At 70.8% G+C, this 18,412-nt stretch carries 3 protein-coding genes; all 3 read right to left on the reverse strand.

Annotated features, from left to right (window positions below; genetic code table 11):
- Nucleotides 1–100: 100 nt before the first annotated feature.
- Nucleotides 101–310 carry an MbtH family protein gene (locus AMK34_RS32095; RefSeq protein WP_037346390.1) on the reverse strand — a complete coding sequence of 70 codons (210 nt, stop codon included), beginning with the start codon at nt 308–310 and terminating at the stop codon, nt 101–103.
- 11 nt (nt 311–321) lie between these two features.
- The gene (locus AMK34_RS32100; RefSeq protein WP_073847846.1) at nt 322–5,871 is read right to left on the reverse strand and encodes a non-ribosomal peptide synthetase; all 5,550 of its coding nucleotides are present in this window, start codon (nt 5,869–5,871) and stop codon (nt 322–324) included.
- Nucleotides 5,872–6,027: 156 nt separating this feature from the next.
- Nucleotides 6,028–18,012 carry a non-ribosomal peptide synthetase gene (locus tag AMK34_RS32105; protein WP_073847847.1) on the reverse strand — a complete coding sequence of 3,995 codons (11,985 nt, stop codon included), beginning with the start codon at nt 18,010–18,012 and terminating at the stop codon, nt 6,028–6,030.
- Between the last annotated feature and the right edge of the window lie 400 nt (nt 18,013–18,412).

An 18,412-nucleotide genomic window follows, 5' to 3' on the forward strand; every position in this document is an offset into this window, starting at 1 on the left:
GAGATGCGAGGAAAGCGCCCTTCACCGCGTGTCACGCGGGGAAAGTCCCCTTCGCCGAGGCTCGTCCAACCGTCCGCATTGAGCGGCTGGACACCCCCGCTCAGCCGTTGACTTCGGCGATCAGGCTCTTCGGCCGCAGGTCCGTCCAGTGCTCCTCGACGTAGGCGAGGCATTCCTGGCGCGGGGCCTCGCCGTGGACGCGGGTCCAGCCCGCGGGCACCTCGGCGAACGTCGGCCAGAGGGAGTGCTGGCCCTCGTCGTTCACCAGCACGAAAAAGGAACCGTCTTCGTTGTCAAAGGGATTGCTCATCGGTTTTCCTTTCAGGCGCCCGGCCGCGGCCGGAGCTTCTCGGCGACGATGGACCCAATCTGGACCAACGCCGCGGGTTGCACCATGTCGTAATGGTTGGTCGGGATCTCGTGATGCTCGATGGCCCCGCTTGTGAAGTCCTTCCAGCCCGCGACGGCCTCCGACACGGGCAGGTGCGCCGGCCGGTCCTCCGAGGCGACGAAGAGCAGGATGTCGCCGTTGAACGGCGAGGCCGTGTGCTGCGGCCCGACCTTCCAGAGGTTCTTCATGACCGCTTCCAGCCGCTCCCGGGCACCGGGGCCCTGGACCATGCCGCCCGCCAGCTCCAGATCCCGCTGTTTCCGTTTCTGGAGGCCGTCTTCGTCGCGCGCGGCCTCCTCGGTCACCGTGCCGGTCGCGTTCCGTCCCATGTAGACGGGATACGCGTCGAGCAGGGCGAGCAGGCCGAGTTCTTCCCCGTCGGCTTCGAGCATCGCGGCCATCGCCTGCGCGATCCGGCCGCCGAGCGACCAGCCGAGCAGGTGGTACGGCCCGGTCGGCTGCACGGCACGGATGTGCGCGAGGTAGTCGGCCGCCATTTCCTCGACGCTCTCGGGCAGGCGTTCGGTCCGCGCGAGACCGCGTGCCTGCACGCCGTAGACCGGCTGGTTCGCGGGCAGATGCCGCAGCAGCGGCCCGTAGTTCCAGCTCAGCCCGCCGCTCGCGTGGACGCAGAACAGCGGCGGCCGGTCGCCGTTCGCCTGCAGCGGCAACAGGATCTCGTAGTCGCCCGTCTTCACCGCGGTACTCGTGCGGCGCCGCTCCCCCACCACGATCAGGGTTTTGGCCGGGGTCTTGCGGGCGAGCAGGCCGGTGTTCAGCATCCGGTGCCCCGGCTCCCCGAACGGGCAGGGCTCACCGGACTTGCCCTCGTCGACCGCCGGACCGGTGACGTAGAGATCACCGACGACGCCCGGGGCGACCGGACGGCGCTGCTCGTCGAGCACGAGCGCGCCGAGCGGACCCAGTTCCGCGACCACCGCGGGTACCTCGCCCGCCCACCGGGCGGGTGCGATCGCCGGACGGCCGCGTTCGGTCTCGTCGAGGAAGAGGTCCAGTTCGCTGATCCGCCGCTGGGGATCCTCCGCCACCTGCTCCAGGACGTGGACCAGCCGCCGCGCCACCGATACCGCCGTCGCCTCGTCGAACAGGTCGGCGGCGTAGCGAAGAGTGCCTTCGAGACCGTCCTCGTCGAGCCGCTCGGTGAGTTTGAACGCGAGATCCAGTTCCGTGGCCTCGGTTCCGCCCGGTTCGACGCTGGTGCGCAGGGCGGGCAGTTCCGCCGCGTCCCACGCGCCGATGTCCTCCTCGTCGACCTCCAGCCCCACCTGGAAGACGGGGTGGCGGGACAGCGAGGCGGGCAGGTCCAGCAGGTCGACGATCCGCTCGAACGGCACGTCCAGCTGCTGACGCGCGCCCCGGACGGCCTCCTGCACCCGCGTGACGACCTCGAGGAACGTCGGGTCACCGGAGAGATCCGTGCGCAGGGCGAGCGGCCGGGCGAACGGCCCGATCATCGGTTCGAGGTCGATGAGGTCCTCGTCCCGCGCCAGTTTCGTCCCGATCACCAGATCCTGCCCGGCCCCGAATTTGCTCAGCAGCATCGCGAGACCGGCGTGCACGACGTGGATGGTGTCCGCGCCGAGCCGTTCCACCGCCTTGGTCAGCCGTTCGTACGGTTCGGCGCCGAGCCGCAGCTCGACCGCGCCCGCCTTGCGCGACGGGACGGCCGGACGCGGCCGGTCGAACGGGAGCACCGTCTCGCCTTCGATCCCGGTGAGGGTGTCCCGCCAGAAGACGACCTGCTCGTTGATCAGGCTGCCCTGTTCGTCCTCGTCCGCGAGCAGCCGCTGCTCCCAGATCGCGTAGTCGGCGAACTGCAGTGCCAGCGGCGCGCGTTCCGGGACCCGGCCCGAACGCCGTGCGCCGTACGCGGCCGCCAGGTCGCGGAAGAACACGTCGAGCGAGTCGTTGTCGGCGAGGATCCGGTGCAGCCGCAGATGCAGCACGTGTTCCTTCTCCGCGAGCGCGAAAAGGTCGCAGCGCCAAGGAACCTCACTGGTGAGGTCGAAGACCGACGCACGCAGCCCGGCGAGCAGCCCGGGAAGCTCCTCCTCGGTGGCGGGCACCGGGGACAGCTCGATGGCCGCGGGCTCGTGGACCAGCTGCCGGACGTTCTGCGCGTCTCCGGGGAAGGTCGTGCGCAGCACCTCGTGCCGGGCGGCGATGTCGCCGAGTGCCGCCCCCAGCGCGGCCACGTCGAGCCTGCCGCGCAGGCGCAGCGCGACCGAGATCTGCAGTCCGGCGGTCTCCTCGCCGGGGCTGGCCAGCAGCCACGCACGCAGCTGCCGCGCCGTGAGCGGAATCCGCTCGGGCCGCTCGGCGGGTTCCAGCGCGGGCCGCGACTTCGCGGCGAGCGCCCTGGCGACACCGGCGGGCGTCGGCGAGGAGAACAGCTGCCGGATGGGCAGATCCACGCCGATCACCTCGCGGATCCGCGCGATGAGCCGCATCGCCAGCGCCGAACTGCCGCCGAGGTCGTGGAAGGCGTCGTCGACACCCACGTTGTCGACGCCGAGGATCTCCGAGAACAGCTCGCAGAGCACCTTCTCGGATTCGCTCTCGGGCGCCTTCTCCGACGCGCGGCCGGCGAGATCCGGGGCGGGCAGTGCCCGGCGGTCCACCTTTCCGTTGGGCGTGACGGGAAGGCCGGGCAGCGCGACGACCGCCATGGGGACCATGTACGCGGGCAGCACCAAACCCATCTGCCGCTTGATCTCCTCCGGACCGGCGTCGCCGCCGTCGGAGACGAAGTATCCGACCAGCCGCTTCTCCCCCGGCTGGTCCTCACGCGCCATGACGACGGCCTCGACCACGCCCGGCTGCGCGGCCAGCACGGATTCGACCTCGCCCAGTTCGACGCGGTAACCGCGGATCTTCACCTGGTCGTCGGCGCGTTCGAGGAACACCACCTCGCCGCCGCGGGTCCAGCGGGCCAGGTCGCCGGTGCGGTACATACGTTCGCCCGGCAGGAACGGGCACGCCACGAACCGCTCCGACGTCAGGCCCGGGCTGTCGAGATATCCGCGCGCCAGCCCCGTTCCCGCGATGTACAGCTCACCCGCCACACCCGGCGCGACCGGCCGCAGGAAGGCGTCGAGGATGTAGATCCTGCGGTTGGTCATGGGGTGCCCGATCGGCAGTTCCCGATCGACGACGTCACCGGGTTCGATCGGGAGCCACGTCGCGCACAAGGTGGTCTCGGTGGGCCCGTAGGTGTTGCGCACCCGAAGGTTCGGCTGGGCCCGCCGCAGGTTTTCCACGGACTGCGCGGGAACGATGTCGCCGCCCGTGCCGATCTCGACCAGGCCGTCGAAGCATTCCGGTGACGTCTCCGCCAGGGCGCGGAAGGTCCCCGCGGTGAGGTGGACGTAGTTCGCGCCGCGGGCGACGGCCTGCCGCACTCCGGCCGCGTCGAGGACGCCCGGCTCGGTGAGCAGGACACGCGCGCCGGTCGAGAGCGGCACCCACATCGCGTACAGCGACGGGTCGAAGACGTGCGTCGCGTGCATCAGCACGCCGTCGCCGGGGCCGATCTGCCAGCCCCGGTCGCCCGCCAGTCCCGCCACGCCGCCGTGCGGGATGCCGACGCCCTTGGGCAGACCGGTGGATCCGGAGGTGTACATGACGTACGCCAGGTCGTCCGCGCTCGGCCGGAATTCCGTTGCCGTGTCCGCGAAAGCGTCGATGGCGGCCCGTGTTTCCGGCGCGTCGAGGACGATCGCGTCCGCCGGCGCGACCCCGCTGGTGGCCTGGGTGCACACGACGACCGAGACCCCGGAGTCTTCGAGGATGAACGCGATCCGCTCGGCCGGGTACTCGACGTCCACCGGGACGTACGCGGCACCCGCCTTCCAGATCGCCAGGAACGCGATCAGCAGCTCCGGCGACCTTTCCATGGCGACACCCACGCGGTCGCCGCGGCCGACGCCACGGGCGGCGAGGTGCGCGGCCAGCCGGTTCGATGCCTGATCGAGGGCGGCGTAGGTCAGGTCCGCGCCGTCGGCGTCGGTGATCGCCACCGCCTCGGGCGCCTCGGTCACCCGCCGGGCGAACAGTTCGACGACGGATTCCCCGGGGACCGGGCCTTCGGTCGCGTTGAATTCGTCCACCACCAAGGCACGTTCGGCCTCGCTCAGCAGGGTCAACCGGCCGACGAGGACGTCGGGTTCGGCGACCAGCCGCTCCAGGACGCGGGCCAGCGCGCCGACGACCGATCCGGCGGCCTTCTCGTCGAACAGGCCGCGGTCGTAGTCGAGGATGAGCGGCATCTGCTCACCCGGACCGGTGACCAGCGTGAACGGGTAGTGCGACGAGTTGCGCCCGCGTTTGACCGGACGCAGGGTCAGGCCGTCGTGGGCCTGGCCGAGCCCCTTGCGGGGGAAGTTCTCGTAGATGACCAGCGTGTCGAAGACCGCGCCGGGACCGACCACGGCCTGGACGTCCTGCAGGCCGAGATGCTGGTGGGCCATGAGCGCCGACTGGTCGCGCTGCAGTTCGGCGAACAGGTCGACCGCGCGCCGGGCGCCGTCGAGCCGCACACGCACCGGCAGGGTGTTGAGCAACTGGCCGACCATCGACTCGACACCGGCCAATTCGGCGGGACGACCCGACGCCGTCGCGCCGAACACGACCTCGGTGCGGCCGGCGAGCTGCGAAAGCACGACGGCCCACGCGCCCTGCACGACCGTGTTCAGCGTGAGATCGTGGCCGCGCGCCAGATTCGCCAAACCCTCGGTGAGTTCCGTCGACAGCTCGACGATCTCGGTGTCGATCTCCGGCACCCGGCCGGGATCGGCGGGCGCGACCGCGGTGGGCGTGTCGATCCCGGCGAACTCGTCGCGCCAGGCGGCGCGGGCGATTTCCTTGTCCTGCTTGCCGAGCCAGGCGAGATAGTCCCGATAGGACACTGTGGGCGGCAGGCCGGACGCGTCCCCGCCCGCGGCGTAGATCGCGGCGAGCTCGCGGTGGATGATCGGCATCGACCAGCCGTCGGTCAGCACGTGGTGCAGCGTGTGCACGAGCCGGTGGCGGTCCGGGCCGAGCCGGATCAGGTGCAGCTTCATCAGCGGCGCCACCTCGATGCGGAGCCGCTCGGCCAGCTCGTCCGCGGCCAGCCGGTCCACTTCGCTTTCGAGGATCTCCTCGGGCAGCCCGGTCAGATCCGTTTCACGCCAAGGGATCTGCGCGTCGCGGGTGATGACCTGCACCATCTGCGCGCCGCTGACGTACCGGAAACAGGCCCGCAGCGCGGCGTGCCGATCGACCAGTGCCTGCCACGTCGCGCGCAGCAGCGCGGCGTCCAGCGGGCCGTCGATACCGTAGACGGTCTGCACGGTGTACGTGTCCGGCCCGTCGTCGTCGAGCGCGGTGTGGTAGAGCATTCCCTCCTGCAGCGGGGAAAGAGGCCAGACGTCCTCCACGCTGGAACGCGGTTTCGCGCGAGTGTCGTCAACGGTCACGATCTGCTCCTTGGTGGGTGGGTGAACTCGCGTTCGCGTGCTTGGAGGCGGAGCTCGCGTGATCAGAGGCGGAACTCGCGTGATCGGGGCCGCGCACGTGAGTTACGGCCCCAAGCACGTGAGTTACGGCCTCAAGCACGCGAGTGCGGTACTCGATCACGAGAACCCGGCCTCGAGTTGGTCCAGCTGGTCAGGGGAAAGGGCGAGGAGCGAGCCCCCGGCGGGCTCCGGTTCCGGGGTGCTTTCGCCTTCGGCCGGGATCTCCTTGACGAGCGTCGCCAGCCGTTCCGGTGTCTTCTCTTCGAACACCTGCCACGGGCTCAGTTCGAGCCCTTCGCGGCGGGCGCGGGCCGACAGCTGCATCGAGATGATCGAGTCGCCGCCGAGTTCGAAGAAGCTGTCGTCGGGCCCGACCTGCTCCAGGCCGAGCACCTCCGCGAACAGGCCGCACAGCCTCGCCTCCATGGCCGTGCGCGGGTCGCGTCCGGAGGACATGCCGGAGAAGTCGGGTGCTTGCAGCGCCCGGTGGTCGAGTTTGCCGTTCGGGGTGAGCGGCATCTTCTCCAGCGCCACGAACGCCGCGGGCATCATGTACTCCGGCAGGCGTTCCGCCGCCATCTCGCGCAGCACCGACGTCAGCGAACCGTCGGCGCCGTCCGACGGCACGACGTAGGCCACGAGCCGTTTGTCGCCCGGCCCGTCCCGGTGCACGGCGACCGCCGCCTGCGCGACGCCCGGATGTTCGGCGAGCACGTTCTCGATCTCAGCGGGCTCGACCCGGTAGCCGCGCACCTTGACCTGCGCGTCGACCCGGCCGACGAAGATCAGCTCGCCGTCGGGGTCCCACCGGAACCGGTCGCCGGAGCGGTACATGCGCTCGCCAGGGGTGAACGGGTCCGCGACGAACCGTTCCGACGTCAGGCCCGGCCGCCCCAGGTACCCGCGAGCGAGCCCGACCCCGGCGATGTACAGCTCGCCGGCGACACCCGGCGGCACCGGCTGCAGGTACGCGTCGAGGATGTAGTGCTTCACGTTCCGGATCGGGCCACCGAGCGGGACCACCTCGTGTCCCGGCGACAACGGGGCGCTCATGGTCGAGCAGATCGTCGTCTCGGTCGGGCCGTAGGCGTTGATGAACCGGCGGCCCGGCGACCAGCGGTCGACCAGCGCGGGCGTGCACACCTCGCCGCCGGTCAGCACGCCGCGCAGCGTGTCCGGCAGATCCTCCTCCACCGCCAGCACACTCGGCGACACCGTGAGATGGGTGATCCCCCAGCGCCGCAACGCGTCGCCGAGCGTCACCCGCGGCGGCATGGTCTCCGCGCCGGCCAGCACCAGGGTCGCGCCGGCCAGCAGCGACATGTACAGCTCGGAGACGATCGCGTCGAAGCCGATCGCGGACAGCTGCAGAACCCGTGAGGAAGACGTCACGCCGAGGCGTTCGATATGCGCCGTCGCCAGGTTCCCGAGCCCGGAATGGGTGACCATGACACCCTTCGGCACCCCCGTCGACCCCGACGTGTAGATCACGTACGCCGCGTCGGTCGGCTTCACCGGCGGCAGCACGACCGCCGGATCCGCGGCCGGAAGTTCTTCCAGCATCAGGATTTCGCCGTCGAACGTCGACGGCACCACCGCCCGCGTGGCCGCCGTGCACACCAGCACCTGCGGCGCCGAACTCGTCAGCATCAGCTCGATACGCTCGGCCGGATAGTCCGGGTCGACCGGCACGAAAGCCCCGCCGGAGAACGACACTCCCATCATCGTCACCACGAGTTCGGCCGACCGCTCCACGAGGACACCGACCCGGGTCTCCCGCCGGACACCCAGCCCGACGAGCAACCGCGCCAGCGTCTCGACCTCGCCGAGCAGCCCGCCGAAGGTCAGGGTCCGCTTCGCGTCCTCGATCGCCACGGCGTCACGAGACTTCTCCACCTGACGGCGGAAAAGCACCGGCAGGGCTTCGGCCTCGAACGGCACCTCGGTGCGGTTCCATTCGTCGATCACCAGGCGGCGCTGCTCCGGCCCGATCAGGGCGACCCGCCCGACCGGCACCCGCGGTTCGGTCACGACCTGGTCGAGCGCCCGGGCGATCGAGGCGACGATCTCCTCGATCCGCGTCCGGTCGAACACGTCCGGCCGGTAGATCACCTCACCGTGGACGCCGCCGCCTTCGGAAGCGCGGATGGACAACGGATAGTGCCCGGTGTCGTCCGGGATCCCCGCCGGGCGCAACGCGAGGACGTCGGGATCGTCGGACGGCGGGGGCGGCGGCGGGTAGTTCTCGAACACCACGATCGTGTCGAAGGCCGCGCCCGGGCCGGCGAGCTGGTTGATCTCCGTCAGTCCGACATGCTGATGCGGCATGAGGGCGACCTGGCGTTCCTGCAGATCCGTCAGCATCTCCAGGAACGGCTGGGCACCGGTGAGCCGGGCACGGACCGGCAGCATGTTCATGAACAGGCCGACCGCGGATTCGACACCCGGGATCTCGATCGGCCGTCCGGCCACCGTGGTCCCGAAGACGACGTCGTCGCGTCCGGTCAGCCTGGCCAGCAGAAGTGCCCAGACACCTTGGAAAAGCGTGTTCGTCGTGACGCCGTGGCGCCGCGTGAACTCCATCAGACGGGCGCCGAGTTCGGCGTCGAGTTCGAAGCGGACGCGGTCCGGCTCGATGGGCACGGCGATCGTGTCCGGCGGCACCACGTGGGTCGCCTCGTCGAGCCCGGCGAGTTCGGTCCGCCACGCCTCCTTCGCGGCCGCCTTGTCCTGACGGGAAAGCCAGGCGAGGTACTCCCGATACGACGTCGGGGTGGGCAGCGTCCGCTCGCCTTCGTACGCCGCCATCACCTCGCCGAGGAAGACCGGAAGCGACCAGCCGTCGGCCGAGATGTGGTGCGACCGGAGCACCAGCCGGTGCCTGCGGTCGCCGAACCGCACCAGGTGCAGGTGCAGCAGCGGCGCCTTCGCCAGGTCGAACCGCTCGGCATGGGACTCCGCCGCGAGCCGCTCGAATTCCGCCAGCGCCTCGGCTTCAGGCAGGTGGGACAGGTCGGTTTCCTGCCACGGCACCGGAACATCGCGGACGACCGCCTGGACGGCCGTGCCGGAGCCGAGCCGGTGGAAACCCGCCCGCAGCGCGGGATGCCGGTCGAGCAGGGTCTGCCACGACGCGCGGAACCGGGCGACGTCGAGCGGCCCGTCGAGGACGATGTCGCGGATACCGGCGTAGACGTCCGGGCCGCGCTCGTCGACCGCGTGGAACAGCAACCCTTCCTGCAGCGGGGAAAGCGGCCAGATGTCGTGCAGGTTCGGGACGAGCGCCTCGACGTCCGCCACTTCCCGCTGGGTCAGCTCGATGAGCGGGAAGTCGGACGGCGTGTGTCCTCCCGCGCCGGCTTCAGCGTGAGTCGCGAGCTCGGTCAGCATGTCCAGCCACGCCTTGCCGAGCGATTCCGCGTCGGTTTCGGTGAGCAGCCGTTCCGCCCAGGTGATGGTGAGGGTGAACTCGGGTCCGGCGTCGCCGTCGAGCACCACCGCGTCGATTTCGACGGCGTGCCGCAGAGGCAGGTCGTCCTCCGCCGTGCCGCCGATGGTTCCGGCCAGCTGCCAGGGTTCCGCGTCGCCGTCGGGCCGGGGCGAGAACCGGCCGAGGTAGTTGAACCCGATCTCCGGCGACGGCAGTGCCGCCAGCACCTTCCCGGCTTCGTCGTCGAGATACCGCAGCATCCCGTAACCGAGCCCGCCGTCGGGTACCGCACGCACGTTTTCCTTGACCTGCTTCATCAACTGGCCAGACGTGTCCGCCCCGGCGGTGTCCAACCTCAGCGGATGGACATCGGTGAACCAGCCGAGCGTCCGCGAAAGGTCCATGTCTTCGAGGGGCTCACGGCCATGGCCTTCGACGTCCACCACGACGGCGGTGCCGCCGCGCCATCGGGTGACCGCGCCGGCGAGGGTGGCCAGCAGCACCTCGTGGATGCCGCAATGGAAAGCCGACGTCGCCTTCTCCGCGAGGACGCTCGCGCGGTCCCGCGGCAACGTCCACGAGCGGCGGCCGGAGGTCGCGATGGTGTCGCGTTTCGGGTCGAGTACGCCGATCCGCGCCCGCGCGCCGTCGAGGATTTCCTTCCAGGTCTCCAATTCCCCGGTCCGCCGCGCGGCCTGGTCGGCCAGCGTCCGCGCCCAGCGCCGGAACGAAACGGGCGGGGGATCGAGCACCGGTTCCTCGCACGCCGCCTGCAGATCGGCGAGCAGGACACGCCACGACACGACGTCGACCGCGAGGTGGTGGGCGGCCAGCACGAGCCGCCCCTTGGCACCCGCGTCCACCCAAACGGCCTGGAGCAGCACACCCGCGACGGGATCGAGCCGTCCGGCCGCCTCGTGCGCGTGGCGCTCCGCGATCTCGTCGAGGTCACCGTCGCCCACCTCGACCCGCCGAAGCACTGTGGCGACGTCGACGGTTCCCCGCTCCGCCACGACCAGACCGGAGTCGATCACCCGGCTCCGCAGCAGGTCGTGGGTGTCGATCACCGCACGCAGACCGGCCGTCAGCGCCGTCTCGGTCAGGTCGCCGGGCACCCCCGCGATCACCCATTGCGCCAGCGCGCCCCGGGACATCGCGCCGGGATCGCGTTCGAGCAGCGCCCGCACGACCGGCGTCCACGGCACCTCGCCGACGCCGTCGGCGACCTCCTCCTGCCGCACACCACGTCCGGCGACCGCCGCGATTCCGGCGGGCGTCTTCTGCTCGAAGACCTGCTTGGCACCGAAGACATAGTCCTCGCGCCGGGCGCGGGCGGCCAGCCGCATCGAGAGGATCGAGTCGCCGCCCAGTTCGAAGAAGCTGTCGTCCGCGCCGACGCAGTCCACGCCGAGGATCTCGGCGAACAGATCGGTCAGCACGCGTTCGGCCTCGGTCCGCGGTTCACGGCCGGCGGGTTTCCCGGCGAATTCGGGCGCGGGCAGGGCTGCGCGGTCGATCTTTCCGTTGAGGGTCAACGGGAAGGTGTCGAGCACGAGCACCACCGCGGGCACCATGAACTCCGGCAGCCGTTCGGCGAGCCGCGCGCGGACCGTCTCGGCGTCCAGTTCCGATTCCGCGGTGACGTAGGCGATCAGCCGCTTCTCGCCAGACCGTTCCTCTCGAGCGACCACGACGGCCTGGGCGACGTCGGGAAGTGCGGTCAGCACGGCCTCGATCTCGCCCGGTTCGACGCGGTAGCCCCGGATCTTCACCTGGGAGTCGGCCCGGCCGCCGAACAGCAGTTCGCCGTCCTCGGTCCAGCGCGCGAGGTCGCCCGTGCGGTACAGGCGCTCACCGGCCGCGAACGGATTCGCGACGAAACGCTGGGCCGTCGCGTCCGGAGCACCCAGATAGCCGTGTGCCAGACCGGCACCGGCGAGATAGAGCTCGCCGGTCACCCCCGGCGCAACCGGCTGCAGGAACGCGTCGAGCACATACGCCTGGCGGCCGGCCAGCGGTCCGCCGATCGGCAGGACGTCGCCCGTTTCCGCACCCGGTTCGAGGACGAGCCAGGTGGCGCACAAGGTGATCTCGGTGGGGCCGTACAGCTGACGGAATCGCACGTCCGGGCAGGCACGGCGCATCCGCTCCACGGACGCGAGAGGCACCGCGTCGCCGCCGGTCAGGATCTCCCGCAGCCCGACGAACGACTCCGGCGCTTCCTCGGCCACCACACGGAAAGTCCCGGCGGTCAGGTGGATGGTGGTGACGCCGCGCTCGATCGCCTCCCGCACCCGCTGCGCGTCGACCGCGCCCGGTTCCGCGACCACGACGGTGGCCCCGCTCACCAGCGGCACCCAGATCTCGACCAGTGACGCGTCGAAAGCGTGGGAAGCGTGCAGCAGCACACGATCCCCGGGGCCTTGCGACCAGCCCGGGTCACCCGCCAGCGCCGCGACACTGCCGTGCGGCACCGCGACCCCCTTGGGCACGCCGGTCGAACCCGACGTGTACATCACGTACGCCGTGTCGTGCGCGCCGACGAGGACGGGCGGCGCCGCGTACTCCCTCGCGCCCATGACGACCGGCTCGATCCCCTGCGGCACCGCGTCGAGGCTCGCCGCCACGCAGATCGCCAGCGCCGCACCGGAATCGGCCAGCATCCGCTCGATCCGCTCCGCGGGGTAATCGACATTCACCGGAACCTGGGCCGCGCCTGCCTTCCAGATCGCGAGCAGGGCGACGAGCAGATCCGCGCCGCGTTCCATCACGACACCGACGCGGTCACCGCGCCGCACCCCTCGCGAGGCCAGATACCCGGCCAGCCCATCGGATTCCCGGTCGAGTTCGGCGTAGGACAGCGTGCGCTCCCCGTCGACGACCGCGACCGCGTCCGGCGACTCCGCGACCCGCCGCCGGAAAAGCTCCGGCACCGTGGTCCCGGACGTCGCCTCGCCCGTCGCGTTCCAGCGCTCCACCACGGAAACGCGCGCCGGTTCGCTCGTCACACCGAGGCGGCCCACGGGAAGCGAGGCCTCCGCCGACACCCGCTCCAGTACCCGCACGACCTGCCTGGCGACCTCGGCCGCCGTCGCCGCCTCGATCCGATCGGGCCGGTAGGCCACCCGGATCTGCAGGGTCTTGCCGGGCGAAACGCTCATCGTCAGCGGATAACCGGTGCCGGTCCTGGTCACGACCGAGCTGATCGACACCCCGCCGTCGTCGCCGAGACCGTCGGCGTCGTGCGGATAGTTCTCGATCATCACGATGGTGTCGAAGACCGCGCCCGCCCCCGCCGCGCGCTGCACCTGCGACAGCCCCAAGTACTGGTGCTCGGTCAACGCGGACTGACGGCTCTGCAGGTCCTGGAGCAGTTCCAGCACCGGCAGGTCACCGTCGAGCCGCACGCGGACCGGGACGGTGTTGATGAACATCCCCACCATCTGCTCCACGTCCGGCACGTCCGCCGGACGCCCGGAGACGACCGTCCCGAACACGACGTCGGTGCGGCCCGCGAGCCGCGACAGCACCAGCGCCCACGCGCCCTGCACGATCGTGCTCAGCGTCAGGCCGTGTCCGCGGGCGAATCCGGTGAGCGCCCGTGTCGCAGCCTCAGGCAGCCATTCGGCGTGTTCGCCTGGGACGACCATCGCCTTGTCCGCGTCGGCGTCCACCACGGTCGGCTCGTCGGAACCGGCGAGTTCGGCGCGCCAGGCCTCCTGGGTCGCCTGCTCGTCCTGGCGGCTCAGCCAGCTCAGATAGTCCTTATAGGACGGTGACTTCGACGGTCCTCGTCCACCCGCGTACGCGATCGAGACCTCGCCCAGGACGAGCGGCGTCGACCAGCCGTCAAGGAGAACATGGTGCGACGTCAGCACGAACCGGTGCCGCACCGGGCTCAGCTTGATCAGCATCAGCCGGAGCAGCGGCGCCTTGGTCACGTCGAACCGCTCGGCCTGGTCCTCGGCGAGCAGTCGCTCGATCTCCGCGGCCGCGTCCTCCTCCCCGACGTGCGACAGATCGACCATGCGCCAAGGGATTTCGGCCTCGGCGGCGACGACCTGCACCGTCGCGCCGGAACCCAGCTGGTGGAAGCCCGCCCGGAGCGAATCGTGCCGGGCGACCACCTGGTTCCACGCGGCCCGCAGCCGGTCCGCGTCGAGCGGTCCGTCGAGATCCAGGATCCGCTGGCTCTGATAGACGTCCACGCCGTCGTCGGCGACGGCTCGCTCGAAGAGCATGCCTTCCTGGAGCGGCGAAAGCGGCCAGATGTCGGTCAGCCCCGGCGTCGCGGCCTCCAGCTCCGCAACGTCCTGCTGCGCCAGCTCGACGAGAGCGAAGTCGGACGGCGTGTACCCGCCCGCGGCGCGATCGTCGGCGAGCGCGTTCAGCGTCGCCAGCCAGGCCTCACCGAGGCGCTCCACCGTGGCGGGATCGACATCCCGGCCGTCGATGGCGAGCCCGAGCCGCGGCCCCTCCGGCGTGTCCTGTACCTCGGCGCCGACCTCGACGGGATGGGCCAGGATCATGTCCGGCCCACCGCCGAGCGGCCCTTCGCCCGCCGGCTGCCACGCACGGTCCTTGGCGGAAAGGCTGGTGCGGCCGAGATAGTTGAAACCGATCTGCGCGGACGGCGACTCCGCCAGCCGGGCGCCGGTCTCGGGGTTGAGGTACCGCAGCAGCCCGTAGCCGAGTCCGTCGCCGGGGACCGCGCGGATCTGTTCCTTGGCGGTCTTCAGCAGATTTCCCGACGAGACGTCGAAGCGGACCGGGTGCACGCTGGTGAACCAGCCCACGGTACGCAGCAGGTCCTCGTCGTCGGCGGCCTCGCGCCCGTGTCCTTCGACGTCCACCAGCAGCGCGCCGGTCCCGCGCAGTCGTGTCACCGCATCCGCGAGACCCGCCAGCAGGACGTCCTGAATCCCGCAGTGGAAGGCGTTCGGCAGCCGGGTCAGCAGGTCGTCCGCCACGGCGCCGGACAGCGTCGCGGACCACGAGTGCGTCTTGCCCACGCTCAGGTCCACGGCCGGTTCCGCCCCGTCGAGAAGGGCGAGCCAGCGGCCGGTTTCGGCCACGGTGCGCTCGTCGCGCGCCTGCGCGGCCAGCCGCCGCGCCCAGTGTCGGTACGACGTCGTCACGGGTTCGAGCGCCGCGCCTTCGTAGGCCGACCGCAGATCGGGCAGCAGGATTCCCCACGAGACCGCGTCGACGGCCAGGTGATGCGCCACGAGCGCGAGCCTGCCCTGCACGGATCCCGGATCGTCGATCCACACCGCGCGCAGCATGGTCCCGGCCGCCGGATCCAGCGTGGCCGTCGCCTTCCGGACCTCGCGTCCGGCGGCCTCGTCCAGGTCTCGGGCCTCGACGCGCGTCACCAGACCGGCCGCGTCCACCGCACCCGGCTCGGGCACGATCAGCCGTCCCGCGTCCACGCGCGCCCGCAGCAGATCGTGCGTGTCCAGCACGGCCTGCAGCGCCTTGACCAGCGCTTCCTGCCTGAATCCTTCCGGGGTGACGAGGACTCTGGCCTGCGCGAAGCCCGGCCGCACGGCGTTCTCGCCGAGGGCGAGCATCACCGGCGTCATCGGGATCTCGCCCACGCCGGACTCCACTGTGGACGGTACCGCGGTTTCCTTGGCCAGCGCCGCCAGCCGTTCGGGCGTCCGGTGCTCGAACACCAGCCGCGGGGTCAGGGAGATGCCCTCGCGCCGGGCGCGAGCGGCCACCTGCATCGACGAGATCGAGTCGCCGCCCAGCTCGAAGAAGCTGTCCTCGACGCCGACCCGCTCCAGCCCGAGGACGTCGGCGAACACTCCACAAAGGACTCGTTCGTCCTCGGTCACGGGCTCGCGGCCCGCCGCCTTCGCGGAGAAGTCCGGTTCGGGCAGCGCCTGCCGGTCCACCTTCCCGTTGACGGTCAGCGGCAAGTCGTCCAGCACCAGCATCGCGGCCGGGATCATGAACTCGGGCAGCGTCTCGGCGAGCTGTCCGCTCAGGTGCGCCGGGTCCAGGGCCTGCCCCGCTTCGGGGACTGCGTAGCCGATCAGGTGCTCGCCCCGGGCGACGACCACGGCCTGCGCGACCCCGGGCAGCCGGGCGAGCGCCACCTCGATCTCCCCCGGCTCCACGCGGTAACCGCGGATCTTCACCTGGTCGTCGGCACGGCCGGCGAACGCCAGCGTGCCCTTCTCCGTCCAGTACGCCAGGTCGCCGGTCCGGTACATGCGGCCGCCCGCGACGAACGGATCCGCCACGAACCGCTCGGCCGTCAGCATCGACCGGCCCAGATAGCCTTGCGCCACACCGGCTCCGGCGACATACAGCTCGCCAGGCAAGCCTTGCGGAACAGGCCGCAGGAACGCGTCGAGGACGTAGACCCGGCGTCCCGCGAGCGGACGGCCGATCGGCAGCACCGCCCCCATCTCGGCACCGGGTTCGAGCAGCCACCACGTCGCGCACAGCGTGGCCTCGGTGGGCCCGTACAGATGCCGCACCCGTACGTCCGGGCACGTCCGCCGGACACGCTCGACCGCGGCGGGCGGCACCGCGTCGCCGCCGGTCAGCACTTCGCGAAGCCCGGCCACCGATTCCGGCGCCTCCTCGGCCAGCACCCGGAAACTGCCGGCGGTCAGGTGCGCGGCCGTGACCCCGGAGGCCACGTAACCGGCCAGCGCCTCGCCGTCCACCACCCCCGATCCGGCGAGCACCAGCCGCGCGCCCGTCAGCAGCGGCACCCACATCTCGAACAGGGAGATGTCGAAGGCGTGCGAGGCGTGCATCAGCACGGCGTCTTCGGGACCGACGTCCCAGCCGGGCTCGCCGACCAGTGCCGCGACGTTGCCGTGCGACACCGCGACACCCTTGGGCGTGCCCGTCGAGCCCGACGTGTACATCACGTACGCGACGTCGTCGGCCGTGACGCCGATCGACAGCCGCGCGGACTCCGCGACCGCTCGCCGGGTTTCCGGCTCGTCGAGGACGATCGGGGCGAGCCCGCCGTCCAGCACGGCGTTCCGGTGGGCTTCCGTGCACACCACCGCCGCCGGTTCGGCGTCCGCCAGCATGAACTTCACGCGTTCCGCCGGATACGCGGGGTCCAGCGGGATGTACGCGGCACCCACCTTCCACACGGCGAGCAGGGTCGCGATCAGGTCGGGCGACCGGTCCATCACGACGGCGACGCGGTCTCCGCGCCGGACTCCCTTGCCACTCAGGTACCCGGCGAGCCGCTCGGCGCACTCGGCCAGCTCTCCGTACGACAGCGTCTCGTCACCGGCGACGACCGCCACCGCGCTTTCGTCCTGACGCGAGAACAGATCCGGCGCCAGGACATTCGGCGGCGCCTCGGACGAAACGCCCCACTGACCGACCGTTTCGCGCTCCGCCTCGCTGATGACCTCGATGTCGGCGACGGTGAGACCACGCGTCAGCTGCCGCAGCACGCCGGTGAACCGTTCGACGATGGCGAACGCGGCGGCCTCGTCGAAGAGGTCCGTGAGGTAGTCGAGTTTGACGAGCATCGACTCGCCGGGAACGGCGACCAGCGTCAGCGGATAGTGGGCCGCTTCCTGGCCCTGGTTCACGCGAATGCCGAACGGGGCGGCGGACTCCGGCCCGCCGAGCTCGCGCGGGAAGTTCTCGAAGACGATCATCGTGTCGAAGCTCGCGCCGGGACCGGCCGCCTGCTGGATGTCCGCCAGCCCGACGAACTGGTCGGGGATGAGCGCCGACTGCCGCTTCTGCAGTTCCGCCAGCATCTCGACGACCGGCGCCGAACCACGCAACCGCGCGCGCACCGGGACGGTGTTGAGGAACAGCCCCACCATTCCTTCCACGCCGGGCAGATCCGGCGGGCGCGCCGAGACCACCGCGCCGAACACGACGTCGGTGCGGCCGGACAGCTGGGCGAGCACCAGCGCCCACGCGCCCTGCACCACCGTGTTCAGCGTGAGCCCGTTGCCGCGGGCCAGCTCCTCCAGCGAGCGGGTGAGCTCCGAGGGAAGTTCGACCGTGACGCTCTCGGGAATTCCGGGCGCCCGTCCCGGATCGGCGGGCGCGACCAGCGTCTGCGACTCGAGATCGCCCAGTTCCTTCGTCCAGGCCGAAAGCGCCTTCGTCTTGTCCTGACGGCTCAGCCACGCGAGATATTCGCGATACGGCGTCACTTCCGGCAGCTCCGCCGCCGCGTACAACGCCGACAGCTCGTCGAACACGATCGGCAGCGACCAGGCGTCCATGATCGCGTGATGGCAGGTCACCACGAGGCGATGGCTGTCGTCGCCGAGCCGGATCAAGGTCAACCGCAGCAACGGCGCCGTCGCGAGGTCGAACCGCTTCGTCCGGTCCTCTTCGGCCAGCTCGTGCACGGCGGCTTCGGGGTTTTCGAGGTGGGACAGGTCGATCTCGCGCCACGGCAGCTCGACCTGCCTGGCGATGATCTGCACGGTCTCACCGGTTTTGCGCTGCCGGAAACACGCCCGCAGTGAAGCGTGCCGAGCCAGCAGCGCCTCCCACGCCGCGCGCAACCTCGCCGCGTCCACGGGCCCGTCCAGCTCCAGGACCCAATGTCCGATGTAGACGTCGAGCCCCTCACCGTCGTAGACCGCGTGGAAGACCAGCCCTGCCTGCAACGGCGACAGCGGCCAGATGTCCTCGATCCGCGACTGAGCCATCAATTTCTCCCTCGATCAGCGAGTCCTTCGGCGAATCCCGTCCTGCGCGAAGTCGAAGAGCCGACGTCGAACGCGGCATGTCCCCCCGCAGAATCGTCGCCCGAAGGGTCGGCACGGACAACATGTCCAACGGCCGCTTTTCCTGCGGTGAAAGGGACTGCGGCGCGGGGTGTGTGGGAATAGGGACGTTGAGTGTCCCTATTTCCACACACCCCTTACCCAAGGTCACCAGGCCACGGTTCGGCGCGGGGGCGTCCAGCCGACGGTGTTGCGAAAGCCACTTTCGCAACCTTGAAGGTTGGGAAAGTGGCTTTCGCAACGCTTCACGTGGCCAAAACCGAGTCGCGAAAGCCACTTTCGCGACGTCTGATGTCCCGAAAGTGGCTTTCGCGACACGCCC

It is taken from the genome of Amycolatopsis sp. CB00013, assembly GCF_001905755.1.
Taxonomy (GTDB): domain Bacteria; phylum Actinomycetota; class Actinomycetes; order Mycobacteriales; family Pseudonocardiaceae; genus Amycolatopsis; species Amycolatopsis japonica.